This window comes from Cupriavidus sp. 22TCCZM01-5 (genome assembly GCF_057798915.1).
Window position 1 is genome coordinate 20,982 of the sequence record NZ_JBYOJR010000001.1, and the last position, 26,774, is coordinate 47,755.

28 protein-coding genes are annotated in these 26,774 nt (G+C 67.2%); 15 read left to right on the top strand and 13 right to left on the bottom strand.

Going from position 1 to position 26,774, the window contains the following annotated elements; all coding sequences use genetic code 11:
* The first annotated feature begins 21 nt into the window (after positions 1 to 21).
* Complete coding sequence (locus tag AC3FNH_RS00120) at positions 22 to 204, top strand: hypothetical protein (RefSeq protein ID WP_276099190.1); 183 nt, start codon at positions 22 to 24, stop codon at positions 202 to 204.
* On the opposite strand, the gene AC3FNH_RS00125 is transcribed toward AC3FNH_RS00120, so the two are convergent.
* Complete coding sequence (locus AC3FNH_RS00125) at positions 168 to 1,103, bottom strand: LysR family transcriptional regulator (protein ID WP_276099191.1); 936 nt, start codon at positions 1,101 to 1,103, stop codon at positions 168 to 170. The two genes, AC3FNH_RS00120 and AC3FNH_RS00125, sit on opposite strands and share 37 nt — an antisense overlap.
* Positions 1,104 to 1,197: 94 nt before the next feature.
* Here AC3FNH_RS00125 and AC3FNH_RS00130 point away from each other — a divergent pair, with 94 nt between their 5' ends.
* Positions 1,198 to 1,716 carry a DMT family transporter gene (locus AC3FNH_RS00130; RefSeq protein WP_488718674.1) on the top strand — a complete coding sequence of 173 codons (519 nt, stop codon included), beginning with the start codon at positions 1,198 to 1,200 and terminating at the stop codon, positions 1,714 to 1,716.
* On the opposite strand, the gene AC3FNH_RS00135 is transcribed toward AC3FNH_RS00130, so the two are convergent.
* The 3 genes from AC3FNH_RS00135 to AC3FNH_RS00145 are packed head-to-tail and all read right to left on the bottom strand — an operon-like array spanning position 1,701 to position 2,758.
* Positions 1,701 to 1,919 (bottom strand): cysteine-rich CWC family protein, encoded by a 219-nt coding sequence (locus tag AC3FNH_RS00135; RefSeq protein ID WP_488718675.1) that lies wholly within the window; start codon positions 1,917 to 1,919, stop codon positions 1,701 to 1,703. The two genes, AC3FNH_RS00130 and AC3FNH_RS00135, sit on opposite strands and share 16 nt — an antisense overlap.
* Positions 1,916 to 2,146 (bottom strand): zf-HC2 domain-containing protein, encoded by a 231-nt coding sequence (locus AC3FNH_RS00140; RefSeq protein WP_488718676.1) that lies wholly within the window; start codon positions 2,144 to 2,146, stop codon positions 1,916 to 1,918. Before AC3FNH_RS00140 ends, AC3FNH_RS00135 begins: the two co-directional genes overlap by 4 nt.
* Before the next feature lie 18 nt (positions 2,147 to 2,164).
* A complete protein-coding gene (locus AC3FNH_RS00145) occupies positions 2,165 to 2,758 on the bottom strand; it encodes a sigma-70 family RNA polymerase sigma factor (RefSeq protein WP_488718677.1) in 594 nt (197 codons plus the stop codon).
* Positions 2,759 to 3,015: 257 nt separating this feature from the next.
* Between AC3FNH_RS00145 and argB the strand changes: the two genes are divergently transcribed.
* The 5 genes from argB (at position 3,016) to metW (ending at position 7,703) form a co-directional block, all read left to right on the top strand.
* On the top strand, positions 3,016 to 3,933 hold the full coding sequence (argB, locus tag AC3FNH_RS00150; RefSeq protein WP_039008462.1) for an acetylglutamate kinase: 918 nt from the start codon (positions 3,016 to 3,018) through the stop codon (positions 3,931 to 3,933).
* A gap of 38 nt (positions 3,934 to 3,971) precedes the next feature.
* Positions 3,972 to 4,976 (top strand): pyrimidine 5'-nucleotidase, encoded by a 1,005-nt coding sequence (locus AC3FNH_RS00155; RefSeq protein WP_488718678.1) that lies wholly within the window; start codon positions 3,972 to 3,974, stop codon positions 4,974 to 4,976.
* Positions 4,973 to 5,638: a nucleoid occlusion factor SlmA gene (slmA, locus tag AC3FNH_RS00160; protein WP_488718679.1), complete on the top strand. Its 666-nt coding sequence runs from the start codon at positions 4,973 to 4,975 to the stop codon at positions 5,636 to 5,638. The genes AC3FNH_RS00155 and slmA overlap by 4 nt, the downstream gene beginning before the upstream one ends.
* Positions 5,639 to 5,922: 284 nt before the next feature.
* A complete protein-coding gene (gene metX, locus AC3FNH_RS00165; RefSeq protein WP_488718680.1) occupies positions 5,923 to 7,095 on the top strand; it encodes a homoserine O-succinyltransferase MetX in 1,173 nt (390 codons plus the stop codon).
* Positions 7,092 to 7,703 carry a methionine biosynthesis protein MetW gene (gene metW / locus AC3FNH_RS00170; protein WP_276099199.1) on the top strand — a complete coding sequence of 204 codons (612 nt, stop codon included), beginning with the start codon at positions 7,092 to 7,094 and terminating at the stop codon, positions 7,701 to 7,703. Before metX ends, metW begins: the two co-directional genes overlap by 4 nt.
* An 11-nt stretch (positions 7,704 to 7,714) precedes the next feature.
* Here the strand turns inward: metW and AC3FNH_RS00175 are convergent, their stop codons facing one another.
* Positions 7,715 to 8,623, bottom strand: coding sequence for a LysR family transcriptional regulator (locus AC3FNH_RS00175; protein WP_276099200.1), 909 nt, complete (start codon positions 8,621 to 8,623; stop codon positions 7,715 to 7,717).
* A 110-nt stretch (positions 8,624 to 8,733) separates the two neighbouring features.
* On the opposite strand from AC3FNH_RS00175, the gene AC3FNH_RS00180 reads away from it, so the two are divergent.
* Together AC3FNH_RS00180 and AC3FNH_RS00185 are read left to right on the top strand one after the other, a co-directional pair.
* On the top strand, positions 8,734 to 9,621 hold the full coding sequence (locus AC3FNH_RS00180; RefSeq protein ID WP_488718681.1) for a DMT family transporter: 888 nt from the start codon (positions 8,734 to 8,736) through the stop codon (positions 9,619 to 9,621).
* Positions 9,622 to 9,694: 73 nt separating this feature from the next.
* The gene (locus AC3FNH_RS00185; protein WP_488718682.1) at positions 9,695 to 10,546 is read left to right on the top strand and encodes an acyl-CoA thioesterase; all 852 of its coding nucleotides are present in this window, start codon (positions 9,695 to 9,697) and stop codon (positions 10,544 to 10,546) included.
* Between the two features lie 13 nt (positions 10,547 to 10,559).
* Here AC3FNH_RS00185 and AC3FNH_RS00190 read toward each other — a convergent pair whose 3' ends face one another.
* Positions 10,560 to 11,819, bottom strand: a complete 1,260-nt coding sequence (locus AC3FNH_RS00190) for a muropeptide transporter (RefSeq protein WP_488718903.1) — start codon at positions 11,817 to 11,819, stop codon at positions 10,560 to 10,562.
* 121 nt (positions 11,820 to 11,940) lie between these two features.
* Here AC3FNH_RS00190 and AC3FNH_RS00195 point away from each other — a divergent pair, with 121 nt between their 5' ends.
* Positions 11,941 to 12,906 (top strand): M48 family metallopeptidase, encoded by a 966-nt coding sequence (locus AC3FNH_RS00195; RefSeq protein WP_488718683.1) that lies wholly within the window; start codon positions 11,941 to 11,943, stop codon positions 12,904 to 12,906.
* A gap of 63 nt (positions 12,907 to 12,969) precedes the next feature.
* Here AC3FNH_RS00195 and argC read toward each other — a convergent pair whose 3' ends face one another.
* Both argC and AC3FNH_RS00205 read right to left on the bottom strand, forming a co-directional pair.
* Complete coding sequence (argC, locus tag AC3FNH_RS00200; RefSeq protein ID WP_276099204.1) at positions 12,970 to 13,917, bottom strand: N-acetyl-gamma-glutamyl-phosphate reductase; 948 nt, start codon at positions 13,915 to 13,917, stop codon at positions 12,970 to 12,972.
* Between the two features lie 214 nt (positions 13,918 to 14,131).
* Positions 14,132 to 14,908 carry an exodeoxyribonuclease III gene (locus AC3FNH_RS00205; RefSeq protein WP_276099206.1) on the bottom strand — a complete coding sequence of 259 codons (777 nt, stop codon included), beginning with the start codon at positions 14,906 to 14,908 and terminating at the stop codon, positions 14,132 to 14,134.
* 30 nt (positions 14,909 to 14,938) lie between these two features.
* Here AC3FNH_RS00205 and pyrE point away from each other — a divergent pair, with 30 nt between their 5' ends.
* Positions 14,939 to 15,640, top strand: coding sequence for an orotate phosphoribosyltransferase (pyrE, locus tag AC3FNH_RS00210; RefSeq protein WP_276099207.1), 702 nt, complete (start codon positions 14,939 to 14,941; stop codon positions 15,638 to 15,640).
* A gap of 165 nt (positions 15,641 to 15,805) precedes the next feature.
* Positions 15,806 to 16,987: a patatin-like phospholipase family protein gene (locus AC3FNH_RS00215; RefSeq protein ID WP_488718904.1), complete on the top strand. Its 1,182-nt coding sequence runs from the start codon at positions 15,806 to 15,808 to the stop codon at positions 16,985 to 16,987.
* Positions 16,988 to 17,017: 30 nt separating this feature from the next.
* Here AC3FNH_RS00215 and AC3FNH_RS00220 read toward each other — a convergent pair whose 3' ends face one another.
* The 4 genes from AC3FNH_RS00220 to AC3FNH_RS00235 form a co-directional block, all read right to left on the bottom strand.
* Complete coding sequence (locus AC3FNH_RS00220; protein WP_488718684.1) at positions 17,018 to 17,827, bottom strand: polyphosphate kinase 2 family protein; 810 nt, start codon at positions 17,825 to 17,827, stop codon at positions 17,018 to 17,020.
* 106 nt (positions 17,828 to 17,933) lie between these two features.
* Positions 17,934 to 18,800 carry a diaminopimelate epimerase gene (gene dapF / locus AC3FNH_RS00225; RefSeq protein WP_276099210.1) on the bottom strand — a complete coding sequence of 289 codons (867 nt, stop codon included), beginning with the start codon at positions 18,798 to 18,800 and terminating at the stop codon, positions 17,934 to 17,936.
* Positions 18,801 to 18,843: 43 nt separating this feature from the next.
* The gene (locus tag AC3FNH_RS00230) at positions 18,844 to 19,737 is read right to left on the bottom strand and encodes a lipid A biosynthesis lauroyl acyltransferase (RefSeq protein WP_488718685.1); all 894 of its coding nucleotides are present in this window, start codon (positions 19,735 to 19,737) and stop codon (positions 18,844 to 18,846) included.
* Entirely contained in the window at positions 19,734 to 20,621 is an 888-nt protein-coding gene (locus tag AC3FNH_RS00235) for a lysophospholipid acyltransferase family protein (RefSeq protein ID WP_488718686.1), read from the bottom strand. The genes AC3FNH_RS00230 and AC3FNH_RS00235 overlap by 4 nt, the downstream gene beginning before the upstream one ends.
* Positions 20,622 to 20,908: 287 nt before the next feature.
* Here AC3FNH_RS00235 and metK point away from each other — a divergent pair, with 287 nt between their 5' ends.
* The 3 genes from metK (at position 20,909) to AC3FNH_RS00250 (ending at position 25,006) form a co-directional block, all read left to right on the top strand.
* The gene (gene metK / locus AC3FNH_RS00240) at positions 20,909 to 22,072 is read left to right on the top strand and encodes a methionine adenosyltransferase (RefSeq protein WP_276099213.1); all 1,164 of its coding nucleotides are present in this window, start codon (positions 20,909 to 20,911) and stop codon (positions 22,070 to 22,072) included.
* A gap of 191 nt (positions 22,073 to 22,263) precedes the next feature.
* Positions 22,264 to 23,175, top strand: coding sequence for a Kdo hydroxylase KdoO (gene kdoO, locus AC3FNH_RS00245; protein WP_488718687.1), 912 nt, complete (start codon positions 22,264 to 22,266; stop codon positions 23,173 to 23,175).
* A 151-nt stretch (positions 23,176 to 23,326) separates the two neighbouring features.
* Positions 23,327 to 25,006 carry a GMC family oxidoreductase gene (locus tag AC3FNH_RS00250; protein ID WP_488718688.1) on the top strand — a complete coding sequence of 560 codons (1,680 nt, stop codon included), beginning with the start codon at positions 23,327 to 23,329 and terminating at the stop codon, positions 25,004 to 25,006.
* Positions 25,007 to 25,033: 27 nt separating this feature from the next.
* Here the strand turns inward: AC3FNH_RS00250 and AC3FNH_RS00255 are convergent, their stop codons facing one another.
* Positions 25,034 to 26,695, bottom strand: a complete 1,662-nt coding sequence (locus AC3FNH_RS00255; protein ID WP_488718689.1) for an acyl-CoA dehydrogenase family protein — start codon at positions 26,693 to 26,695, stop codon at positions 25,034 to 25,036.
* Between the last annotated feature and the right edge of the window lie 79 nt (positions 26,696 to 26,774).

Sequence of the window (26,774 nt, forward strand, 5' to 3'; positions counted from 1 at the left end):
CGTCTGGACGGCGAGGTAGCAATGGCCAACAAGCAGCTTGGTACCCGCCAGAAGATGGTGTTCCGCGGCGGCACGGGCGCGCCGCCACCGCTGCGTGACAAGGGCGCCGGCCGCAAGCCGGGTCCGCCGCAAACGGTCAGCGCGGCAGGCAAGGCGCCGGTGCGGCGTCAGCCGCGCAAGCTGATTGGTTCGTCCGATTCCTGACTGGCCGCGGCAGCCTGCACGCGTTCGCGCAGCCAGGTATGGCCCGGATCGGCGTCCGTGCGGTCGTGCCAGATCATGCTGAAGGTGAAGTTCTCGAGCGCGAACGGCGGATCGAACACCGCGTAGCGCGGGTCTGCCTCCAGCGCCGCCAGGCTGCGGCGCGCCGTGGTCAGGACCAGGTTGGTACCCGCGATCAGCGCCGGCGCCACGCTCCAGTGCGGCACTACGCAGGCGATCTTGCGCCGTCCGCCAATTTTGGCCACGGCCGCGTCGATGGCATCGACGCGCTCGCTGTGCGTGGCTACCAGCACATGCGAACGCGCCAGGTAGGCCACCTGGTCCAGCCGGCCTGCGTCGCGCACTGTGGCCGCATCGACCGCGCACGCATAGCTTTCCTCGAACAGCGCGGCCGCGTGCACGTCTTCCGGCTGATGCGTGAAGACCCCCAGCGCCATGTCGATCTCGCCATCGGCCACCTGCGCGGTCATGGCTTCGCGGCTGGCCTGGGTCACCACCAGGTCGATATTCGGCGCCGCCTTGCGCACCGCGCGCAGCAGCCGCGGCAGCACCACCAGCGCGCCATAGTCCGACATGGCCAGGCGGAAGCTGCGGCGCGCCGTGGCCGGCTGGAATCCGCCCGGCCCGAGCAGGATGCGAACCTGCGCGAGCGCTTCGGCCAGTGGCCCGGCGATTTCATGGGCGCGCGCGCTCGGCACCAGGCCGCCTTTGCCGCGTACCAGGATGGGATCGTCGAGCAACTGGCGCAGGCGCCCGAGCGCGTGGCTGACCGCGGGCTGGCTCAGGTGCAGGCGCAGCGCGGCGCGCGAGATATGGCGTTCGGCCAGCAGTGCTTCCAGCACCACCAGCAGGTTCAGGTCGATTCCGCGTAGGCTATTCATTCTGCGAATAATAAACGTATGAAAGCAGAATTGGAAATTCATTCTGCGATATCTCACACTGTCAGGTATCGAATCTTGCCTTACGGAGTGCGCCATGCCTGGCACGACCTTACCCGCAAACCCGCTTCTCCCTCTTGCCACCGCCATGCTGGCTGGTGCCGCGATCCCGTTCCAGGCGGGCGCTAACGCCACGCTCGGCCGTGGGCTCGGGCATCCGCTCTGGGCCACCGTAGTGTCCCTGCTGGTCAGCCTTGCGGCGATCCTGCCGCTGCTGTGGTTCCTCAAGGTGCCGCTGCCCGCGCTGCCGCAGGCGGTTCGCCAGCCGCCGTGGATGTGGACCGGCGGCGTGCTCGGCGTGTTCTATATCACGACGGCGCTGCTCATGGCACCGCGTCTGGGAGCGGGGGGCTTTATTGCCGCGGTGGTCGCGGGTCAGGTGGCGGCGGCGCTGCTGGCCGATCACTTCGGGCTGGCTGGCTTTGCGGTGCGCGCGCTGACGCCGGCGCGCCTGGCCGGCGCGGCGCTGATCGTCGCCGGCATGGTGGTGATGCAGTGGAGTTCGGCGCACGACGCGCGGCCGCATGCGGCGCCGCCGCTTCAGTCCGGCGCCTGAGTTTCCGCCTGCCGCTTTTTCAGGCAGGCCGGGCACAGGCAATGCCGATCCGGCACGATCCTGCGCGCGGGCAGCAGCGGCTGGCTGGCGCACCAGCACTGGGGCAGTCCGGCCACGAAGCCGCACACGAAGCCCGCGCCGCACTCGCTGCAGTGTTCGACAGGACGAAGCTGGCCGGTGAGGACGGTGGATGGGTCGGTCATGACGGGTTCTCTGGCGGCTCATCGCCGTCCTGGCCCATGCGACGCATGGCCGTGCGCATCAGCCGCATCTGCGCGTCGAAGCGCGTGCAGGCCGCGCAGATCAGCAGATGGCCGCGCATGCGCAGGCGTTCCACCCAGCCTAACGGACGGTCCATGGCCTTCATGGTGAGGTGGTGGACCTCCTCGCAATCGGGCAGCAGGCGGTGAGGGCGTGGCGAGTCGGACATGGGTTCCTTGCGGGCGGGTCAGCGCGCCTTGCCGGCCTTGGGTGGCAGCCCGAACCAGTTCAGTTCCAGGCATTCGCGCAGGCGCATCCGGGCGCGGTACAGGATGACCCATACATTGGTCGCGCTGAGCTGCAGATCCTGACAGATTTCTTCGGTCTCGAGCTCCAGCCACTCGCGCATCATGAAAACGCGCGCTGTCTTCGCTGGCAGGCGATCGACGCAGGCCTGCAGCACCTCGAAGAACTCGCGCCGCTCCAACGTCCGGTCGGGGTCGCCCCAGTCGGACGGCATGTCCTGGTAGTGGCCGTTGCGGTTGAAGAGCGCGTCGAAGGCATCCTGCTCGGAGCGGGCCTCGCCGTCCTCGTCCGTGGCCAGGGCCAGGCGCACCTCGCGCCGGCCGCTGCGCAGCAGGTCGATGAGCTTGTGCTTGAGGATGCCGATCACGTAGGTCTTCAGCGCCGACTGGCCGGCAAAGCGCTCCGGATGTTCCAGCACGGCCAGCAGGGTGTCGGACACCGCATCCTCGGCCAGCGCCTCGTCGCGCAGCTGCAGCCGGGCAAAGCGCAGCAGGTGGGGGCGCAGGGACTCCAGGTCGGCGGTGTCGTGAGGCATCGGGGCGGCGTGGCGCGTGGGATTGGAGAGCTGTTGCGCAAAGATGACGCCGGCGCGCCGTGTCGTGCCCCACGCGGCGCATCGGGCCGGCTCGTGCGGGGCCTCCGGGGCCGGCTGTCCGCGCGCCGCGCGGATTCTTGTAAAATCGGCGCCTGCCGTGGTCCTATGGCGCACTTTCGGGCGATCCCCGCGAGTTTCCCACAGGTTTGCGGCAGATTTGCCATCATACCTGTTGAATCTCACGGATGTCCCAAGCCATGAACGCCGACAACCCCGGACCTGCCGCGACTGCGGTGGCCGCCATTGCCCCCGCCCTCAAAGCCGAGATCCTCGCCGAGGCGCTGCCCTATATCCGCAAGTTCCACGGCAAGACCATCGTGGTCAAGTACGGCGGCAATGCCATGACCGAGGAAAAGCTCAAGCACGGCTTCGCGCGCGACGTGATCCTGCTGAAGCTGGTCGGCATGAACCCGGTGGTGGTGCACGGCGGCGGTCCGCAGATCGATGAAGCGCTGAAGAAGGTCGGCAAGGTCGGCACCTTCGTGCAGGGCATGCGCGTCACCGACGAAGAGACCATGGAAGTGGTCGAGTGGGTGCTCGGCGGCGAAGTCCAGCAGGACATCGTGATGCTGATCAACCAGTACGGCGGCCAGGCCGTGGGCCTGACCGGCAAGGACGGCGGCCTGATCCGCGCCAAGCGCCTGCAGATGCCGGACCGCGAAAACCCGGGCGCCTTCATCGACATCGGCTACGTGGGCGACATCGAGGCGATCAACCCGGCCGTGGTCAAGGCGCTGCAGGACGACGCCTTCATCCCGGTGATCTCGCCGATCGGCTTCTCCGACGACGGCCAGGCCTACAACATCAACGCCGACGTGGTCGCCGGCAAGATGGCCGAGATCCTCAAGGCCGAGAAGCTGGTGATGATGACCAACATCCCGGGCGTGATGGACAAGAAGGGCAACCTGCTGACCGACCTGTCCGCGCGCGAGATCGAGGAACTGTTTGCCGACGGCACCATCTCGGGCGGCATGCTGCCGAAGATTTCGTCGGCGCTCGATGCCGCCAAGAGCGGCGTGCATTCGGTGCACATCATCGACGGCCGCATCGAGCATTCGCTGCTGCTGGAAATCCTGACCGAGCAGGCGTTCGGCACGATGATCCGCTCGCACTGAGCGGCATCCACGGGGTGGCGCCTGCCCGGCGCCGCCCGATGTCTTCCCCCCCATTGCAATTCCACCAGTCCGGCGTGTCATCCAGTCTTCCCAATCCGCGCCGCGTCAGGGCGCGCCTGCGCCGGCAACCGGCTGGCGACCAGTCCGGCGGCACGGTGTGGCTGTTCGACCTGGACAACACGCTGCACGATGCCTCGCATGCGATCTTCCCGGCGATCAACCGGCTGATGACCGCCTACGTGGCGCGCGTGCTCGGCTGCGACGAGGCCACCGCCAGCCGCGTGCGCGTCGACTACTGGCAGCGCTACGGGGCGACGCTGCTCGGCATGATCCGCCACCACGGCGTGGACCCGGCGGATTTCCTGCGCGCCGCGCACGAGTTCCCGGAACTGGCCGACATGGTGCGCGTGCGGCCCGGGCTGGCCGCGCACCTGCGCCGGCTGCCGGGGCGCAAGATCCTCGTCACCAACGCGCCGCAGGACTATGCGCGCGCGGTGCTGGACATTGCCGGCATCGGCCATTGCTTCGAGCGCGTGGTGGCCATCGAGCAGATGTGGGTGCACGGGCACCTGCGCCCCAAGCCCGACCGGCGCATGCTGCGCCGACTGCTGGCGCAGGCCGGCATTGCGCCGCACCGCGCCGTGCTGGTGGAAGACACGTTGTCACACCTCAAGCGCTACGCCGGCATGGGCATCCGCACCGCGTGGGTGACGGGCTACCTGCGCACGATCGCGCCTTCGCGCCCGCACGCGGCGCCCGCGCCCGAGACGGCCGGCAACCGCCGCGACGCCGCGGTGCGCTCGACGCTGGAGGCGGAAGACCGCCAGCACGCCAGCCATGCCGCGCAGGAGCACTCGGTGACGCTGGTCGCGGCCGAATCCCAGGTACCCCCCGCTGCCGGCGGCACGGCGCTGGCCCCGCAGTCACAGCCGGACCATGTCCCGCGCGTGCGGGCACGCGTGCCGAACCGGCCGGCCTTTGTGGACATAAAAGTACAATCGATGCACCAACTACAACGCAGATTGCGGAGAACCGGGTCATGATGGAAAGCAACGGAACACCGCCGGAGGCGGTCCTGCCGGACGGGCAGGACGCCGCGCAGGCCGCCGAGACCGCGCCGCCGGCGCGCAAGCGCCCGCGTCCGGGCGAGCGTCGTGTCCAGATCCTGCAGACGCTGGCCGCCATGCTCGAGCATCCGCGCGGGGAAAAGATCACCACCGCCGCGCTGGCCGCGCGCCTGAGCGTGTCGGAGGCGGCGCTGTACCGCCATTTCGCCAGCAAGGCGCAGATGTATGAAGGGCTGATCGCCTTCATCGAGCAGACCGTGTTCGGCCTGATCAACCAGATCACGACCAACGAAGAACACGGCCTGCGCCAGGTGCAGGCGATCGTGCGCATGCTGCTGTCGTTCGCCGAGAAGAACCCCGGCATGACGCGCGTGCTGACGGGCGAGGCGCTGGTGGGCGAGCACGAGCGCCTGCAGGAGCGCATCAACCAGATGGTCGACCGGATCGAGGCGTCGCTGCGCCAGTGCCTGAAGATCGCCGTGACGCAGGGTGCGTTCCCGGCCGATGCCGACATCGCGCTGCGCGGCGCGCTGGTCATGGCCTACGTGCAGGGCCAGTGGCACCGCTATGCCAAGAGCGGCTTCCGAAAGTCGCCCGGCGAGCGCGCGGAAGCGCAGCTGCGCGTGCTGCTTGGGTAGTTCGCGTCACGCCGCGCCGTTTGCTCCGTGGTTTGCTCTATAATCTGCCGGTCGCGCCGATTTGATGACTGGCTTGCGGGCGCGCTGCAGCCGGATGGTCCTGGAAAATCCTGGATTCTCCGTCTGCGAATATAAATGCGGCTAAAGAGGTTGGGTCGGCGCCCCCAGGCAGTATCGGGATTCACGCCGGCACGCGGAATACCGCGAACGCCCGACTTGGCTGCGACGCTTCATACGCACTGCCGGTCGGGTTTTTTTATGCCTGCTTTATGTGGGCCGATTCCATGACTGATGTCGCCTTGCCGCCTGCCGCGCTCACGCTGCCGAATGATTCCGTCGGCGTCGTCACGCCGCAGCGCATGCATTTCCAGGAGCCGCTGAAGCTGCGCAACGGCTCGTCGATCGCCGGCTATGACCTGATGGTCGAGACCTACGGCACGCTCAACGCCGACCGCTCCAATGCCGTGCTGGTCTGCCACGCGCTCAACGCGTCGCACCACGTGGCCGGCGTCTATGCGGACGATCCGCGTGACGTGGGCTGGTGGGACAACATGGTGGGCCCGGGCAAGCCGCTCGACACCAACCGCTTCTTCGTCATCGGCGTGAACAACCTGGGCTCGTGCTTCGGCTCCACGGGGCCGATGAGCACCAACCCCGCCACGGGCGTGCCCTATGGCGCGATGTTCCCGGTGGTGACGGTGGAGGACTGGGTCAACGCGCAGGCGCGCGTGGCCGACGCGTTCGGCATCACGCAGTTCGCCGCGGTCATGGGCGGCAGCCTCGGCGGCATGCAGGCGGTGGCCTGGAGCCTGATGTACCCGCAGCGCCTGCGCCACTGCATCGTGATCGCGTCCACGCCCAAGCTGTCGGCGCAGAACATCGCCTTCAACGAGGTGGCGCGCAGCTCGATCCTGTCGGACCCCGATTTCCACGGCGGCAACTACTACGCGCATGGCGTGAAGCCCAAGCGCGGCCTGCGCGTGGCGCGCATGATCGGTCATATCACCTACCTGTCGGATGAGGACATGGCCGAGAAATTCGGCCGCGAGCTGAAGTCCGAAGACATCCGCTTCTCGTTCGACGTCGAGTTCCAGGTGGAAAGCTACCTGCGCTACCAGGGCGACAAGTTCGCCGAGTACTTCGACGCCAACACCTATCTGCTGATCACGCGCGCGCTCGATTATTTCGACCCGGCGCTGGCCTACGGCGGCGACCTGACGCGCGCAATGGCGCAGACGCAGGCGAGCTTCCTCGTGGCGAGCTTCAGCACCGACTGGCGCTTCGCGCCGAACCGCAGCCGCGAGCTGGTCAAGGCGCTGCTCGACAACAAGCGCCCGGTCTCGTACGCCGAGATCGACGCGCCGCATGGCCACGACGCCTTCCTGCTGGACGATCCGCGCTACCACAACCTGATGCGTGCCTACTACGACCGCATCGCAGAGGAGATCGGCGCATGAACGCCCTGGCCAATCCGAACATCCTGGCGCTGCGGCCCGATTTCCGCGCGATTGCCCGCTGGGTCGAACCCAAGTCCACCGTGCTCGACCTCGGCTGCGGCGACGGCAGCCTGCTGCGCGTGCTGCAGGACGAACTCGAAGTGCAGGCCTACGGCATCGAGATCCGCGACGAAGGCGTGCTGTCCTGCGCGCAGAAGGGCGTCCATGTCATCCAGCAGAACCTGGAAGGCGGCCTGGCGCTGTTCGAGGACAAGAGCTTCGACACGGTGATCCTGTCGCAGACGCTGCAGACCATCCACAATACCGCGCAGGTGCTGCGCGACACGCTGCGCGTCGGGCGGGAGTGCATTGTCTCGTTCCCGAACTTTGGCTACTGGCCGCACCGACTGTCGGTGTTCCGCGGGCGCATGCCGGTGTCGGAATCGCTGCCGTACCAGTGGTACAACACGCCGAACGTGCGCGTGCTGACCATCAGCGACTTCGAGGCGCTGGCGCCCAAGGTGGGCCTGCGCGTGCTCGACCGCGTAGTCATGCACGAAGGCATCACCGTGAACTGGGGCGTGAACTGGCGCGGCAGCCTGGCGGTGTACCGGGTCTGCTCGGCCTGAGCGGACTGGCGTCAGGGAGCTGACGCCGTGTCGACCAGGTGGTCGACGAAGGCTCGCACCTTGGGCGGCACGTGCCGCGTGGGGGTGTACACCGCATAGGCGGTGCCGACATAGGGCTCCAGGATGTCCCAATCGTCTAGCACCGTGGCGAGCCGCCCGGCCGCCAGCCCGTCCGCGGCGGAAAAATCGGGCACCAGCCCGATGCCCGCGTCGCGTTCCACCATGGCAACGATCGCCACGCTGTTATTGAGCGTGAAGCGCGGCGGGATGCGCACGGTGACGTCATCGCCCGAGGCCCTGTGCCGCAGCGACCAGCGCTCGCCGAACGCGCCATAGCCCAGGTACAGGCAGCGCGCGTGCGGCAGGTCTTCGGGCCGCCCCGGCGCCCCGTGCTCGCGCACCCACGCCGGTGACGCCACCAGCCGGTAGCGCACCTCGCGCAATGGCCGCGCCACCAGGCCCGGCGGCAGTTCGCGCGCAATGCGGATCGCCACGTCCAGGCCTTCTTCCACCAGGTCCACCATGCGGTCGGCCAGCGTCACCTGCAGCTCCAGCGCCGGGTAGCGCGCCAGCAGCGCCGGCAGGCGCGGTGCCAGCCAGGTCTGCCCGAACACGACCGGGGCGCTGATGCGCAGCACGCCATGCGGCTCGCCGGCATGGTCGGTGCCAAGCGCGGAGACCTCGCGCGCGGCTGCCGTCATGCGCGCGCAGGCTGCATAGACGGCATGGCCGAGTTCGGTCAGGGCAAAGGCCCGCGTGGTGCGCTGCAGCAGGCTTGCGCCGAGCGTGGCTTCAAGCCGCGAGACATGGCGGCTGACGGCCGACGCAGTCATGCCCAGGTCCCGTGCGGCGGCGGAAAAGCTGCCGCATTCCACCACGCGTGCAAACACCGTCATCGCGTTCAGTGATGCAGCCTGCATAACGGGCTCCGCTTCTTGTGACTTGAAGTCAAATACTAATTGAGTTCCGGATGGATTGTTGACTGCCTGGCATGGTGGAACAATGCCGGCACGATTCACCGGAGCATTTCATGACATCTGAACAAGCGGGCGCCGGCGGCACCTGGCGCATGGTTGCCGCGATGGCGCTGTCGGGCACCATCGGCTGGTTCGTGGTCACCAGCGGCCAGCCAACCATCGACGTGGTGTTCTTCCGCTGCCTGTTCGGCGGCGCGTCGCTGCTCGGCGTGCTGACGCTGCAGCGCGGCTGGGTGCGGCTCGACAAGACGCGCCTGGGCTGGCTGGCGCTCGGCGGCGTGACGCTGATCCTCAACTGGCTGTGCCTGTTCTCGGCCTATGCCTACAGCGGGATCTCGATCGCCACCGTGGTCTATCACACCCAGCCGTTCTTCCTGCTTATCCTGACGGCCGTAGTCCAGCGCGAGCCGTTTCCGTTCGGCCGGCTGCCGTGGCTGCTGCTGGCATTCGCCGGCGTGATGCTGATCACGGGCCTGGAGCACGGCGCGCAGGGCCTGTCCATGCTGGCCGGGATCGGGCTGGCCATGCTCGCGGCGCTGCTGTACGCCATCACTACCATGGCGACGCGGCGGCTGCAGGGTATCCCGCCCGGCCAGATCGCCGGATTGCAGATGGTGATCGGCGTGCTTATGCTGGCGCCGCTGGCGCACCCGGCCTTGGCCAGCTTCGACGGGCGCGCATGGGGGGCGCTGCTGGCGCTTGGCCTGGTACATACCGGGTTCATGTACACGCTGCTCTATGGGGCCTTCCAGCGGCTGAACGTGGTGTCGATCGCGACGCTGTCGTTCGTCTACCCGCTGGTGGCCATCGTTATCGACGTGACGGTCTTCCATGTCGTGCTGGGCCCGCTGCAGCTCGCCGGCATGGGCCTGGTGCTGCTCGGCGTGATCGCGAACCAGCTTGGCTGGACGGTGCCGCTGCGGATCCGGGCCCGGGGCTGACGGCGGATTGGCATTGACGCGGACCCTGACTACGGCTAATGTAGGCAGCTATCGAACGACCGTGCTATTTGCCATGACTTCCGCGCCCCAGACTGTTACCGCCGCTGCCGCCGCCACGCTGCTGCACCCCTTTGACGACGCGCTCGTACTCGAGCCGGCCGGCGAGCATCGCTTCCTGGGCCGCACCACGCCGGCCTACTGGAACATGATCGGGCCGTTCGGCGGCATCACGGCGGCGACCTTGCTGCAGGCGGCCCTGCAGCATCCGCAGCGCCTGGGCGATCCGCTCGCGCTGACAGTCAACTTCGCGGGGCCGATCGCCGAAGGGCCGTTCGAGATCGAGGCGCGCCCCACGCGTACCAACCGCTCGACCCAGCACTGGCAGATCGAACTGCGCCAGGGCGACGCGGTGGCCACCACGGCCACCGCGGTGTTCTCGCTGCGGCGCGAGACGTGGTGGTGCGCGGAGGCGGTGCGGCCGGAAGCGCCTGCGGCCGATGAAGTGCCGGCCATGGCCGGGTTTGCGCCCGTGCGCTGGCTCAAGTCCTATGACGTGCGCCCGTTCCGCGGCGCCAAGCCGACCACCGAGCCGGGCACGGAACACCCTGACAGCCTGACGCAATTCTGGCTGCGCGACGAGCCGGCCCGCACGCCGGACTTCGCCGCCGTGGCCGCATGGTGCGACAGCTTCTATCCGCGCATCTTTCTCAAGCGCGCCGGTTTCGTGCCGGCGGGCACGGTGTCGCTGACCACCTATTTCCATGCCGATGCGGCCACGCTGGCCGCGCTCGGCGACAGCCACGTGCTGTGCAGCGCGCGGGCCCAGGTATTCCGCCAGGGCTTCTTCGACCAGAGCGCGCAGGTCTGGAGCGCAGGTGGCGAGTTGCTCGCCACGTCGCACCAGATCGTGTACTACAAGGAATAAGTCAGGGCCGGGGTCAGGCGATCGCTTCGCGCGCCTGGGCCTCGTAGCGATGGACGGTGCGGCGCATGGCCCAGAGCAGCAGCACGCCGGGCAGCGCCACCAGCACTGTGCCGAGGTAGAAGGGCGCCCAGCCCCAAGCTTCGACCATGTAGCCGGAGGTCGGCCCGACGTAGACGCGGCCCACCGAAGCCAGCGCCGACAGCAGCGCGTACTGCGTGGCCGAGAACGAGCGGTTGCACAGCGTCATCAGCAGCGCCACGAATGCCGCCGTGCCCATGCCGCCGCACAGGTTCTCGATCGCGATGGTCGCGCCCATCGACCACAGGTGCGGCGGCGTCACGGCCAGGATCCAGTAGCCCAGGTTGGACACCGCCTGCAGCACGCCGAACAGCATCAGCGAGCGGTACAGTCCCAGGCGCACCATCAGCGTACCGCCGAACAGCGCGCCGACGATGGTCGCGGCCAGCCCCAGCGTCTTGTTGACGATGCCGACTTCGCCGGCGGAAAAACCGACGCCGCGGATCAGGAAGGTCGTGGACAGGCTGCCGGCAAACGCATCCCCCAGCTTGTACAACACGATCAGCAGCAACAGCGACCACGCGCCGGGGCGTGAAAAGAAATCGCGCAGCGGGCCCACGATGGCTTCTTCGAGCGAGCGCGGCGCGCGCGCCGGCACGTCGGGCTCGGGCGCCCACAGCAGCGTGACGATGCCGACGCCCATCAGCGCGGCCATCAGCAGGTACATCTGCGGCCAGCCCATCACGCGGTCCGCGAGCCACAGCGCGAGCCCGCCGGAGACCAGCATCGCCAGCCGGTAGCCCAGCACCTTGACGGCGGCGCCGGCGCCGCGCTCGGCCGGGCGCAGCACGTCGGTGCTGTAGGCGTCGAACACGATGTCCTGCGACGCGGACAGGAAGGCCACCAGCGTGGCCAGGGCCGCCAGCGTCCAGAGCGCTTCACGCGGCGGGCAGAACGCCATGGCGGCGATGCCGAGCACCAGGCCGATCTGCGTGACCAGCAGCCAGCCCTTGCGCCGGCCCAGGAGCGGCGGCGTGTAGCGATCCATCAGCGGTGCCCACAGGAACTTGAAGATATAGGCCTGGCCGACCAGCGAGAAGAAGCCGATGGTCTTGATGTCGAGCCCTTCCACCGTCATCCACGCCTGCAGCGTGCCGGACGTGAGCGCCAGCGGCAGCCCGGAGGCGAAGCCCAGCGCCAGCATGGCGCCGATGCGGCGGTTGCGGAAGATGTCGAGGTAGTCCTGGAAAGTCATGGATGGCATGGGCGGATGGCGCCGCGCGGCTGCGTGGGCGCCGTGTATTATTGCATCACCCGTTTGCCCGCTCCTTGCCCGACTGCTCCCGGCTTTCCCTACTGCCCCCCAGGAACCAAACATGTCCCGCCGCCCGCCAGGTGTTCTGCGCCCTGTCCTGTCCCGCATGGCCTGCGCGCTGTCCGTTGGTGCGGCGATGACGGCGATGACGGTTGCGCCGCTGGCGCTGGCCCAGCAGGACGGACAGGAGGACGGCATTCGCTTGCGGCGCGGCGGCTCCGAGGTGCGCAAGATCGTGCCGGTCGAGGTGATCGAGCAGCAGGCCGCGCAGGAGTACGAGCAGATCAAGCAGGAGGCGATCGCCAAGCATGCGCTGGCCGGCGAGAGCAATCCGCAGCTGCAGCGCCTGCGCGCGATCGGCAAGCGATTGCTGCCGGAAACCGCGCGCTGGAACGAGCGCGCGCGCCAGTGGCAGTGGGAGATCAACCTGATCGGCTCGAAACAGGTCAATGCCTTCTGCATGCCGGGCGGCAAGATCGCGTTCTATACCGGCCTGCTCGACCAGCTCAAGCTGACCGACGACGAGATCGCCATGGCCATGGGCCACGAGATCGCGCACGCGCTGCAGGAACACGCGCGCGAGCGCGCCGCCAAGTCGGAAATCACCAACCTTGGCGCCAATGTCGTCTCGCAGCTGTTCGGCTTCGGCAATCTCGGCAATATGGCGCTCGGCACCGGCGCGCAACTGCTGACGCTGCGCTTCTCGCGCGCGGACGAGAGCGAGGCCGACCTGATCGGCATGGATATCGCGGCGCGGGCGGGCTATGACCCGCGCGCTGCCGTGACGCTGTGGCAGAAGATGGCCAAGGTCACGCAGTCCGGCTCCGAATTCCTGTCGACGCACCCATCCGGGCGCAGCCGCATTGCCGACCTGGAGAAGCACATGCCAGAGGTACTGCCGCTCTACGCGCGGGCCATCAACACCACCGTGGACCGCCTGCCGCCATATCGTGCCAACATGGCCAACCTTGGCGATGCGCCGGTCGATTCCGGCGACGACGACCGCCAGCGTCCGCTGAAACGCTGACCCCTTTCGCAGACAGCAAAAAAGCCGGCAATGCCGGCTTTTTTGATGGAGCGGGAAGAGCGGTCAGGCCTGCAGACCGGTCGCCTCGTCGGCGCCCACATGCACGTTCATGCATTGCACCGCCGCGCCGGCCGCGCCCTTGCCCAGGTTGTCCAGGCGCGCGACCAGGTTCAGGCGCTCGGGCGTGCCGAACACGAACAGGTCGACACGGTTGGTGTCGTTGTTGGCCTGCACGTCGAGGAAACCGTCGTCGAGGTTGTCGGCGCCGTTGTACGGCAGCACACGCACGAACTGCTCGCCTTCATAGTGTTGGCGATAGATGTCGACGATCTGCTCGGGGCTGACCTTGCGCGCCAGGCGGTCGGCATAGACCGGCACCGTCACGGCGAGGCCCTTGAAGAAGTTGCCGACGATCGGGTTGAAGATCGGTTCGGTCGCCAGGCCGCCCTGCACGCGCATCTCGGGCAGGTGCTTGTGCTGCAGGCCGAGCGCGTACGGGCGCGGGCTGTTCAGCTTCGGGTTACCGCCGGCCTCGAAGTCGGCAATCATCTTCTTGCCGCCGCCGCTGTAGCCGGTCAGCGAGAACGCCGAGACCGGATAGTCGCGCGGCAGCACGCCGGCATCCACCAGCGGGCGCACCGCCAGCACGAAGGCGCTGGCGTGGCAGCCCGGCACCGCGATGCGCTTGCTCGCGCGGATCTTCTCGCGCTGGCCGCGCACCAGTTCCGGCAGGCCGTAGGCCCAGCTGTCGGTGGTGCGGAACGCCGTGCTGGCGTCGATCACACAGGTATTCGGGTTGGTCACCAGCGACACGGCCTCGCGCGAGGCCACGTCCGGCAGGCACAGGAAGGCGACGTCGGCGGCGTTCAGGAAGCGTGCTCGCTCGGCCGGATCCTTGCGCTTGTCATCAGCAATGCGCAGCAGGTCCACGTCGGAACGACCGGAAAGATAGTCAAGCAACCGGAGACCGGTAGTGCCTTCCTGACCATCGACGAACACTTTGAAAACCATGGCGAACTCGCTCTTTGAAATGCGGGAATGCGAAACGTCTCCTGCCGGGCGCAGGGGCGAACCTGCATTGTAGCGGGCTTGGGGGCCAGTCGCAGGGGTTTGTACCGATTGGATTATTGCGATCTGGCGTGTTTCGCGACTTGTGAAATTTAACCTAACAGGTGACCGCCACCCCGAACTCCTGGCGGAAGTCCGGGCGGCCTGAAGCCCGCTGTCAGAGCGGATAGTTGTAATCAATAGACAGCGGCGCGTGATCGCTGAACTTCTCATCTTTATAGATCGAGCACACATGCGCTGTGGTGGCAATTTTCGGGGTCGCCAGGTGGTAATCGATACGCCACCCGACGTTCTTGGCATAGGCCTGCCCGCGGTTGCTCCACCAGGTGTATTGCTCGGGGCGCGGGTCGAGCTGGCGGAATACGTCGACATAGCCGTGCGTATCGAATAGCGCACCGATCCACGCGCGTTCTTCCGGCAGGAAGCCCGAGTTCTTCAGGTTGCCCTTCCAGTTCTTGATGTCGATTTCCTTGTGCGCGATGTTCACGTCGCCGCACAGCACAATTTCGCGCCCGCTGGCCTTCAGCTGCAGCAAGTGCGGCAGAAAAGCCTCCATGAAGCGGAACTTCGCTTGCTGGCGCTCCTCAGAACTCGAGCCGGATGGCACATAGACAGAGATTACGGCAAGGTGCGGGTACTGCACTTCGACGTAGCGGCCCTCGCCGTCGAACTCAGGGTTGCCGAAGCCGGTGACCACGCGCTCGGGCTTGTGTCGTGTGTAGAGGCCGACACCGCTGTAGCCCTTCTTCTCGGCGTAGTGGAAATATCCGTGGTAACCATGTGGCGCCAGGAACGCTTCAGTCATGTCGGCGGCCTGTGCCTTGAGTTCCTGTACACAGACCATGTCCGCGTCCTGCTTGCCCATCCACTCGAAAAAGCCCTTCTTGGACGCGGAGCGGATGCCGTTGAGGTTGGCGCTGATAATCCGTAACATGCGGGAAATTTTTGAATTCAGAGAGAAAAGATGACGCAGCAGACCACGCCTTCGACTACGCAGCAAGCGGGCCAGCCGGACCTCAGCCAGACCTTCATCCGCTTCGCGCTGGACGCCGGCGTGCTGTCCTTTGGCGAGTTCGTCACCAAGGCGGGCCGCAAGTCGCCGTACTTCTTCAATGCCGGCTTGTTCAACCAGGGCGCCATGCTGGGCCAGGTGGCGCAATTCTATGCGAAAACCCTGCTGGCCTCGGGCGTGCAATTCGACGTGCTGTTCGGGCCGGCCTACAAGGGCATCACGCTGGCCTCGGCCACCGCGGTGGCGCTGGCCGGCCTGGGCCGCGATGTCGGCTTCGCCTACAACCGCAAGGAAGCCAAGGACCATGGCGAGGGCGGCACCCTGGTCGGCGCGAAGCTCCAGGGCAAGGTCGTCATCATCGATGACGTGATCTCCGCGGGCACCTCGGTACGCGAATCGATGCAGCTGATCCGTGCCGCGGGTGCCGAACCCGCCGCCGTGCTGATTGCGCTGGACCGCATGGAAAAGAGCGGGACCGCCGAGCAGATCGGCACGCACTCGGCGGTGCAGGACGTGCAGCGCGAATACGGCGTGCCCGTGATCGCCATTGCCAGCCTGAAGGACTTGCTGGCCTACCTCGACGCATCGAACAATCCGTCGCTGTCGGCCTCGCGCGAGGCGGTGGCTGCCTACCGGCAGCGCTACGGCGTCTGACGGAAATCGCGGCGCCGGGCGCCGCGGCAGGACTCTTCACTCGGCAAGGAGCATGGCGTGGCGGGCAAGGAACGGCAGGAAACCCAGGAAGCCGTGAAGCGGCGAGCAACACCCGCGCGGACGCGCAAGGCGACGCCGGTACAACAGTGCGGGCCTGAGGAAGACCTGCCCAAAGGCCCCGAACCGGGCCGTCCGCCCCATGAGGCCTACGCCGTGCGCGCGCTGGTGCTGCAGGGCGGCGGGGCGCTCGGTGCCTATCAGGCGGGCGTCTACCAGGGGCTTGCGGAAGGCGGCATTTACCCGAACTGGGTCGCAGGCATCTCCATCGGTGCATTGAATGCGGCGATCATTGCCGGCAATCCGCCGGAGCGGCGCGTGGAGCAACTGCGCGCGTTCTGGGAGTACATCTGCGCACAGCCCTGGCTGCCAAGCCTTTCGCATTCGGCAATGTTCGAAAACGCGGAGTCCTGGCCCGAGCCGCTGCGCGTCTGGTTTGACGGCCTGCACGCCGCGCGCGCAATGTTTGAAGGCCAGCGCGGATTCTTCCTGCCGCGCAACTGGCTGGAGCTGGTCACGCGCTACTCCGACCCGACGCGCGCGAGCTACTACGACACTACGCCGCTCAAGGCCACGCTCGAGCGCTTTGCCGATTTCGACCTGATCAACCGGCCCAAGGAGATGCGGGTGTCGGTGGGCGCCGTCAATGTCCGCACCGGCAACTTCGCCTATTTCGACAATACGCGCGACACCCTGCGCCCCGAGCACTTCATGGCGTCCGGCGCGCTGCCGCCGGGCTTCCCGGCGGTGGAGATCGACGGCGAGTACTACTGGGACGGCGGCCTGGTCTCCAACACGCCGCTGGCCGAGGTGCTGACGGCCCAGCCGCGCCGCGACGCGCTGATCTTCCAGGTAGATCTCTGGAGCGCACGCGGCAAGCTGCCGCACGATCTCAGCGACGTGGCCGAGCGCCAGAAGGATATCCAGTACTCTAGCCGCACGCGCACGATCACCGACTATATGCGCGAGCAGCAGAACTTCCGGCGCATGCTCAGTGAAGTGATGGCGCTGGTGCCGCCTTCGAAGCGTGACGACGCCTGGTACCGGCGCGCGGCCGAGCATGCGTGCGACGCGCGCCGCAATGTGATCCAGCTGATCTATCGCGACAAGTCGTTCGAGAACAGCGCCAAGGACTACCAGTTCGGCTCGCTCGCCATGCACGAGCACTGGTCCAGCGGACTCGACGATATCCGCGAAACGCTGCGCCATCCGCACTGGCTGGCAATGCCGAGCCGCGAACACCCGTTCGCCACCCACGACGTGCACCGCGGCAACGGCGACCGCGAGTGATGACGCGGCGGCAGCGCTGCCGCGATCGCGCTACTCGATCCTGACCTTGGCCAGGTCGGCCTGCGGTGGCGGATAGGCCGGCCTTAGCTGGCGGAACACCTCGGACAGGATTTCGGCCACCATCAGGTTGCGGTGGGTCTTGGAGTCCGCCGGCACGATATACCACGGGCATTCCGGCGTGCTGGTGGCCGCGATGGCCGCCTCGTAGGCGTCCATGTAGGCCTTCCAGTGCTTGCGCTCGGCCAGGTCGACCGTATCGAATTTCCACTGCTTCTGCGGATCGGCCAGGCGCGCTTCCAGTCGCGCCTTCTGCTCGTCTTTCGAGATGTGCAGGAAGCATTTCACGATGGTGGTGCCGGTCTCGGTCAGCAGCGTCTCGAACGCGCGGATCTGCCGGTAACGCCGCTCGCATTCATCGTCATCGATCCAGCCATGCACGCGCGTGATCAGCACGTCTTCGTAGTGGCTGCGGTTGAACAGCACGATCTCGCCTGCCCTGGGCACCTGCAGGTGCACGCGCCACAGGTAGTCGCGCGCGAGTTCTTCCGGGGTCGGGGCCTTGAAGCTGGCCACGCGGATGCCAAGCGGATCAAAGCTGCGGAACACCGAACGCACGGTGCCGTCCTTGCCGCTGGTGTCCATGCCCTGCAGCACCACCAGGATCTTGCGCCGGTGTTCGGCGTAGAAGATGTCCTGTTCGAGATCCAGTTCCGTGCTCAGCTGCGCGATGCGGGCCTGATCGACTTCCTTGTCGCCCTGCGTGAAGGGCTTGCTGCCCGGGTCGAAGCCGGCAAGGCTGAAGCGCTTGCCCGAAGTGATGCGGAAGTCGTGCAGCGGCATGGGTGCTCCATCGTTTGGCCGGCGGCAGGGTGCCCGGCAGTTTGTTGGGGAGCCCCGCCGCATGGATGCAGCGATAAAGCGAAGCGGGGCGCACAGGCCCCTATGGTCACGCCGGCAGGGCGGCCAGGTCAATGGTGCCTTCGAACACCGTTGTGGCCGGGCCGGTCATGCGCACGGGGGCCGCGCCACCATCCCAGGCGATGCTCAGGTCGCCGCCGTGCGTGTGGACCTTCACCGGGGAATCGAGCAGGCCCCGGCGGATGCCGGCCACGACAGCCGCGCAGGCACCAGTGCCGCATGCAAGGGTTTCGCCTGCGCCGCGCTCGTACACGCGCAGGCGGGCGGTATGACGGTCGACCACCTGCAGGAACCCGGCGTTGACGCGGTTCGGGAAGGTCGCGTGATGTTCGATCAGCGGGCCGTCCTGCAGCACGGGGAAGTTCTCGACGTCGTCCACAACCTGCACGGCGTGCGGGTTGCCCATCGACACGGGGGAAATCCATGCAGTGCGGCCGTTGACCTCAAGCCCGTAGAGGGTGTCGTCGGCTTGCGTGCGAGTCGGCAGGCCCTCGGGGCGGAATGGCACGCGGGACGGTTCCAGTTCGGGCGCGCCCATGTCCACGGTGACCTGGCCGTCATCCTGCAGCGTCAGCGTGATCACGCCGTTCATGACTTCGACGCGCACCGAACGCTTGTCGGTCATGCCCTTGTCGGTGACGAAGCGCACGAAGCAGCGTGCGCCGTTGCCGCAGTGCTCCACCTCGCTGCCGTCGGCATTGAAGATGCGGTAGCGGAAATCCACGTCGTCGCGCGTGGGCTTTTCCACGATGAGCATCTGGTCGGCGCCCACGCCGAAATGCCGGCTGGCGAGCGCGCGCCACTGCTCGGTGGTCAGGTCGAGCTTCTGGTGGATGCCGTCGAGCACGACGAAGTCGTTGCCGGCACCGTGCATCTTGGTGAACTGGAGTTTCATGGTGCGAATTGTAGCCGCGCGAGGCCGGGCCTGCCGGCTGCGTTCAGTAGATCGGTGGTTCGCCGGGCGGGCGATTCTTGAAGCGCTTGTGCACCCAGTAGTACTCGGCCACGCGCGGACGGATGCAGTCCTCGAAGAAGGCGTTCATGCGGCGCGTATCCTCGGCCACGCTGTCGCCGGGGTAGCTTTCCCACGCCGGCAGGATGCGCAGCACATAGCCCTGGTAGTCGGGCAGCATCTCGGTGTAGATCGGCACCACCCTGGCCCCGGTCATGCGCGCCAGGCGCGAGACTGAAGTCAGTGTCAGCGCCTGCACGCCGAAGAAGGGCGCGTATTCTGAATCGCGCTCGCCGAAATCCATGTCGGCAATCAGCTGCAGCGCCTCGCCCTTCTTCAGGCAGCGCAGGATGTCGCGCGCGCTGTCGTTACGCGAGATCATCTTCGCGCCGAAGCGGCCGCGCGCATGTTTGAGGAAGCCGTCGAACAGCTTGTTCTTCTGCGCGGTGTACAGCGAGGCACCGGAACGGCCCACGTGTTCGCGCAGGTGGATGGTCAGGCGGATGGCGCCGGCTTCCACGCCGGACAGGTGCAGCGTGACCAGGATATGCGGGGTGCCGTCCATGGCGACCAGGTCCGCCTGGTCGTCGATCTGCACCCAGCGGCGCATCTGCGCTTCGCTGCCGGTCCAGAAAATGCCGCGCTCGGCAAAGCTGCGGAACACGGTGCGGAACGACTGGCGCGACAGGGCGTCGATCTCGGCTTCGTTCTTGTCGGGAAAGCAGGCGCGCAGGTTGGCCTGCACGATCCGCCGCCGGCTGCTGGGTACAAGATATAGCAGGCCGCCCAGCCCTTCGCCGAAACGGGCAACGAGTGGATAAGGCAGCTTGCCCAGCACGGTCAGCAGGCCGATGCCGAGCCAGGTAAAGATACGGCTCATGAGTGGGAGGTTTCGGTAGCCGCCAGCGTGTCCCGCGTCGGATGCTGCACGCCGGACGGGGTCTTGTAGCGGTTGTAGCCCCAGAGGTATTGCGTCGGCGCGATGGCGACCAGTTCCTCCACGGTACGGTTGATGACAGCGGCAGCTTCGGCGGGATCTTCCGGCAACATGCCGCCATCGTTGATGACGCGCAGATGGCCGCAATAGCCGGCGCCGCGCGGCAGGCGTTCGCCGAAGATGGCGACCACCGGGGCGTTCGTGAGTTGCTGCAGCCGGTGAACCAGCGCCATCGTATAGGCCGGTTGGCCGAAGAAGGGCGCCCAGTTGCCTTCGCCGCCGCTAGGTACCTGGTCGGGCAGGATGCCGACGGCCTGCCCGCGCTTGAGCGCCTTGACCAGCATGCGCACGCCGCGCGGCGTAGCCGGTGCCATGGCCATGTTGGGACGCGTGCGCATGCGCTCGATCCAGTCGCGCAGCCAGGGCTGGTGTGGTGGCTTGAACAGGGCCGTGACCGGGCGCAGCAGCGCGTGCGATTGCGGCAGCACTTCGAAACAGCCGAGATGCGGTGTCAGGATGATGATGCCGTTACCGCGCGACTGCAGCTTTTCCAGCTCCGGCCACAGGTAGTCATCGAAACCATACAGCCGGGCACCGATCTGCTTGCGGCTCCAGAAGTACGGCATTTCCAGGATCATGCGGCCGCCCGAGCGGGCCGCTTCGGCAATCATTGACTCGGTGGCATCGGGAAAAGCCAGCAGGAAGTTCTCCCGCAGGCGGCGCCCGTAACGGCCCGGCAGGCGGGCCGCCAGCAGGCCGAGCGCGCCGCCCATGGCCTGGAGCAGGTGCAGCGGCAAGCGGGAGAGCAGCCAGAACAGGAAAGTCATCGGTTGTGGCGTTGGTGAAGCGGCCTGAGATATTCGTATGCAGGGCTCAGGATCCGGGCGGTTTCTGCCGTAACCCTGTATCGGACCGGCGGTGCGCCGGTGCACGGTGGCCTTGGGGCCACCGGCTGCATTGTGCCGGCAGGCGCGTATAATAGCGTGTATCGCCGAGTTAACTGACAACTTGCGGGGCGATACCGCTCTAACCGAGCGGCCTCAAAATACCGCTAAAGCGTCGCCGCCATGACCCGACAGGCTGGCACGCAATAGCCAACCTGGAGAACAAGTTCGTGGCAAACGACTTCCTTTTCACTTCGGAATCTGTATCCGAAGGCCATCCCGACAAGGTCGCAGACCAGATTTCCGACGCGGTCCTCGACGCCATCCTGGCGCAGGACAAATACGCGCGCGTGGCTGCCGAGACGCTCTGCAACACCGGGCTGGTCGTGCTGGCCGGGGAAATCACCACCACGGCCAACGTCGACTATATCCAGGTCGCACGCGACACCATCAAGCGTATCGGTTATGACAACACCGACTACGGCATCGACTACAAGGGCTGCGCGGTGCTGGTGGCCTACGACAAGCAATCGCCCGACATCGCCCAGGGCGTGGACCGTGCCTCCGACGATTACCTGAACCAGGGTGCCGGCGACCAGGGCCTGATGTTCGGCTACGCCTGCGACGAGACTCCGGAACTGATGCCGTTCCCGATCTATTACTCGCACCGCCTGGTCGAGCGCCAGTCGCAACTGCGCCGCGACGGCCGCCTGCCCTGGCTGCGTCCGGACGCCAAATCGCAGGTCACGGTGCGCTATGTCGACGGCCGTCCGCACAGCGTGGACACCGTGGTCCTGTCGACTCAGCATGCCCCCGACATCACCCAGGCCCAGATCCGCGAAGCCGTGATCGAGGAAATCATCAAGCCGGTGCTGCCGCCGGAGATGCTCAAGGACACCAAGTACCTGGTCAACCCGACCGGGCGCTTCGTGATCGGCGGCCCGCAGGGCGATTGCGGCCTGACCGGCCGCAAGATCATCGTCGATACCTACGGCGGCGCCTCGCCGCACGGCGGTGGCGCATTCTCGGGCAAGGATCCGTCGAAGGTCGACCGCTCGGCCGCCTACGCCGCCCGCTACGTGGCCAAGAACGTGGTCGCCGCCGGCCTGGCGCGCCAGTGCCAGGTGCAGGTGAGCTACGCCATCGGCGTGGCGCGTCCGATCAACGTGACCGTCTACACGGAAGGCACCGGCAAGATTCCTGACGCGAAGATCGCCGAGCTGGTGCAGGAGCACTTCGACCTGCGTCCGAAGGGCATTGTGCAGATGCTGGACTTGCTGCGCCCGATCTACGAGAAGACCGCGGCTTACGGCCACTTCGGCCGCGAAGAGCCGGAATTCTCGTGGGAAGCGACCGACAAGGCCGCCGCCCTGCGCGCCGCCGCCGGCCTGTAAGTCGCTGCCGCTCTGGCACGAAGCCCCGCCGGCCGCTGGCCCGCGGGGTTTTTTGCGGGTGTTACTTCCGCTCCGCGATGCGCGTGCCTTGATATCCATCAAGAACAAATCCCGGGGCCATCCTATCCTGTGCGGCGGCCGTCACCCCAGCAGCGCGTAAAATGCGTGCATTCGGCAAACCGAGAACGCCCATGCCATCCGCTTCCACTTCGTCAGCCCAGCTCGACCTGATCCGCCCGCAGCCGTACACCGACTGGTCGCCCACGGTGGATGCCGAGACGCGGGCGGACCTGCGCCGCCAGCTCGAACAAGGCGCGGTGCTGTATTTTCCCGACCTGCACTTCCGCTTCGAGCCGGGCGAGGAGCGTTTCCTCGACAACCGTTATTCGGATGGCAAGTCCAAGAACATCAACCTGCGCGCCACTGACACCGCCGTGCGCGGCGCGCAGGGTACTGCGCAGGATCTTGCCGACCTGTACCGGCTGATCCGCCGCTATGCCGAATTCAGCGAAAAGCTGGTGCTGTCGCTGTTCCCGGAATACGGCCCGTACATGACGCGCGCCGGCACGTCGCTGCGCCCGAGCGAGATTGCCGGCCGCCCGGTGAGCTGGCGCAAGGACGACACCCGCCTGCATGTCGATTCCTTCCCGTCGAACCCGCTGCTGGGCCAGCGCCTGTTGCGCGTGTTCCACAACATCGATCCTGCCGCGCCGCGCGTCTGGCGCGTTGGCGAGCCGTTCGCCGATTTTGCGCAGCGTTTCGTGCCGAAGACCCATGGCATGTGGCCGGGACAGGCGTGGCTGATGAAGCAGCTCCACATCACCAAGCGCAAGCGCTCGGAATACGACCACCGCATGCTGCAGCTGCACGACCTTGCCAAGGCCGACCTGGACTATCAGGCCAACGTGCCGCAGCAGGAATTCCAGTTTCCGCCGGGATCGACGTGGATTGTCTTCAGTGACCAGCTGCTGCACGCGGCCATGCGTGGCCGCTCGATGATGGAGCAGACCATCTACCTGGACCCGAAGGCCATCTCCGACCATACCCATTCGCCGGAAGCAGTGCTGTCACGCATGCTGGGCCGGCCGATGCTGGTCTCCTGACCGTCCGGACGTTCCGCACAGCCGCATCGGCGGCCGCCGGGCTTCACTTCCCGCCGGGCCAGCGCCTACACTGGTCTTCAGGCTTGCCATCCTCCGGGAGCGGGCAGAGGGCGCACGCCCCGCCGCGGTCTCCGGAGTCGCGGGGAGACAGATGGAAACCACGTATGACTATGTCGTTGTCGGCGCGGGTTCGGCCGGATGTGCGCTGGCCGGGCGCCTGGCCGATAGCGGCAGCGACAGTATCGCGCTGATCGAGGCAGGCCATCACGACCACCATGTGCTGGTGCGCACACCCGCGGGTGCCGCGCTGATGCTGCCGCATGCCGGCGCGCGCAACTACGCCTACGAGACCGTGCCGCAGCCTGGCCTGAATGGCAGGCGCGGCTTCCAGCCGAGGGGGCGCGGGCTCGGCGGCAGCTCGTCGATCAATGCCATGATCTACACGCGCGGCCGGCCGGCGGACTACGACGCGTGGGCCGCCGCGGGCTGCGACGGCTGGTCCTGGGATGATGTGCTGCCGTACTTCCGCCGTGCCGAGTGCAATGCGCGCGTGGCCGGCAGCGACGACGATCCGTTGCATGGCGGCACGGGCCCGCTCCATGTGGCGGACCTGCGCACGCCCAACCCATTTGGCCAGCATTTCATCGACGCCGCGCAGCAGGCCGGCTATGCGCGCAACGACGACTTCAACGGCGAGGAGCAGGAAGGTGTCGGCTGGTACCAGGTCACGCAGCACGAAGGCGAGCGCTGGAACGCCGCGCGTGCCTACCTGCATGGCGGCAATGCACGCGACAAGGCCTGTAACGGCGGACGTGCCGGCCTGCACGTGCTGACCGGCATGCAGGTGCTGCGCATTGTGTTCGAAGGCAGGCATGCGGCAGGCGTACTGGCTGTGCGCAACGGCCGCCAGCACCTGCTGCGCGCGCGCCGCGACGTGATCCTGTCGGCCGGCACCTTCGGCTCGCCACAACTGCTGATGGCTTCGGGCATCGGGCCGGCGGCGCACCTGCGCGAGCTTGGCATACCGGTCGTGCATGATTTGCCGGGCGTGGGCGGCAACCTGCAGGACCACCTCGACATCATCCTGCAGAAGCGCCTGGTTGCGCCCGAGTTGTTCGGCCTTTCGCTGGGCGGCGCCATGCGCTTGTTGTCGGAGATGCTGCGCTACCGGCGCGAGCGCGCGGGCATGATGAGTTCGAACTTTGCCGAGGCGGGCGCGTTTATCCGCAGCCGCCCGGGGCTGGCCGAGCCCGACCTGCAGCTCCATTTCGTGGTGGGCATGGCGGATGACCATATGCGCACGCTTCGCTTCGGCCATGGCTATTCGTGCCACGTATGCGTGCTGCGCCCGCGCAGCCGTGGCGAAGTGCGGCTCGATTCGCCCGATATGCGGCGCCCGCCGCGCATCGACCCCGGCTATCTGTCGGATCCACGGGACCTGGACGACATGGTGGCCGGCGTGAAGATCGTGCGTGGCATTTTCGCCCAGCCGCAGCTTGCCTGCTTCGGCGGCCGCGAGCTGTATTCCGCGCACCTGCATGCCGACGGCAGCGACGACGCGGCCGTGCGCGAGATGATCCGCGAACGCGCGGACACCATCTACCACCCGGTGGGCACGTGCCGCATGGGCATGGATGCGCTCGCGGTGGTGGATCCGCAACTGCGCGTGCGCGGGGTCGAGGGTCTGCGCGTGGTCGATGCCTCGATCATGCCGACGCTGATCGGCGGCAATACCAACGCGCCCGCCATCATGATCGGCGAGCGCGCGCACGACCTGATCCGCTATGCGCCGCGCGTGCTGCTGCGGATCCGGGAGACGATGGAAGCCTGAGGGCCGCCTGAGAACCGCATACCGGCCTCAGGCGCTCCAGCCGCGCTCGAATATCCGTTTGAGACTCTCGGCTTCCAGGTCGAGCGTGCCGAACACGCGCCCGTGCTGGCGGCCCAGCCGGCTCGCGACGAAGGCCTCGGCATTCTCCGCGTCGGCATGCACCAGCATCAGCGCGGCCTGCGCGGTCAGCACCAGTCCCTGCGCGAAGCGCCGTGCGCTGGCTTCGAGCTGTTCCGCCGGCTCGCGCAGCATGGCCTGCAGCGAGGCCAGTTCCGCCCGCACGGCGGGATGGGCCGTGGCGCGGCGCGACAGGTCCTGAAGCAGCAGCGCGGCGTCATCTGGCGTGCGCTGGAGCGCACGCAGTACGTCCAGGCACATGATGTTGCCCGAGCCTTCCCAGATCGAGTTGACCGGTGCCTCGCGATAGAGGCGCGCCATCGGGCCGTCTTCGACATAGCCGTTGCCGCCCCAGACTTCCATGGCCTCGCCGGTGGCTTCAATGGCCCGCTTGCAGATCCAGAACTTGGCCGCGGGCGTCACCACGCGTTTCCATGCCGCGGCGAGCGGGTCGTCGTCCGCGTGCTCGAAGGCATGGGCCAGTTCCATCATCAGCAGCGTGGCAGCTTCGCTTTCGAGTGCCAGGTCGGCCAGTACGTTGCGCATCAACGGCTGATCGGCCAGCAGGCGGCCAAAGGCGCTGCGGTGGCGCGTATGGTGCAGGGCCTGCACATAGGCGGCACGGAGGATCGCGGCACTGCCAATCACGCAGTCGAGCCGCGTGCTCGTCGCCATCTCGATGATGGTAGGGATGCCGCGGCCTTCCTCGCCAATCAGGATGCCGCTGGCCTCGCGGAACTCGACTTCGCTGCTGCTGTTGGAGCGGTTGCCGAGCTTGTCCTTCAGGCGCTGGATCAGGACCGGGTTCTTGCTGCCGTCGTCGCGAAAGCGCGGCACGAAGAAGCACGACAGCGGTCCGTCCTCGGCGCCCATGCGCGCGACCACGAGGTGCGCGTCGCACATCGGCGCGGAGAAGAACCATTTGTGGCCGGTCAGCAGGTATTCGGCGCCACGGCCCTCGCCGCCCACGGGGCGGGCCACCGTGGTATTGGCGCGCACATCGGAGCCGCCTTGCTTCTCGGTCATGCCCATGCCGATCATGATCGCGGTCTTGTCGCGCCAGGGCAGGTCGCGCGCATCATGTTCCTTCGCATACAGGCGCGGCTCCAGTTCGGCGAACAGGGCGGTTTCCTTGCGCAGCACGGGAATGCTCGCGAAGGTCATGGTGGTCGGGCACAGTGATCCCGACTCGACCTGCGCCTGCAGAAAGTAGCCCGCGGTACGCGCCATCCACGCGCCCGCTCGCGGCTCGGCGAACGGCAGCGCCTGCAACTGCTGGCTGCGCAGCAGCGACAGCAGCGCATGCCAGCTCGGGTGGAACGTGACCTGGTCGATGCGCTCGCCGGTGCGGCTGTATGCGTGCAGTTCGGGCGCATACCGGTTGGCATCGGCGCCCCAGGCCAGCACTTCGGGCTCGCCCAGGCGCGCGCCATAGCCGCTCAGCGCGGTGGCGTGCCAGCCGCCGCCTAGTCGCTCCAGCGCGTCACCGACGATCGGATCGCAGCCAAAGAGGTTGTAGTGCGCGAGGTCCGGCACCTGGTTGAAGACGCGGTGCGTGGCGGCGTCGGTCATGATGTCTCCTGGATCGGCTTGCCTTGGATTGCATGGTAGTGCACGTAGCGGCCTGCAGAGTGCGCCGTCGTGCCCCTGT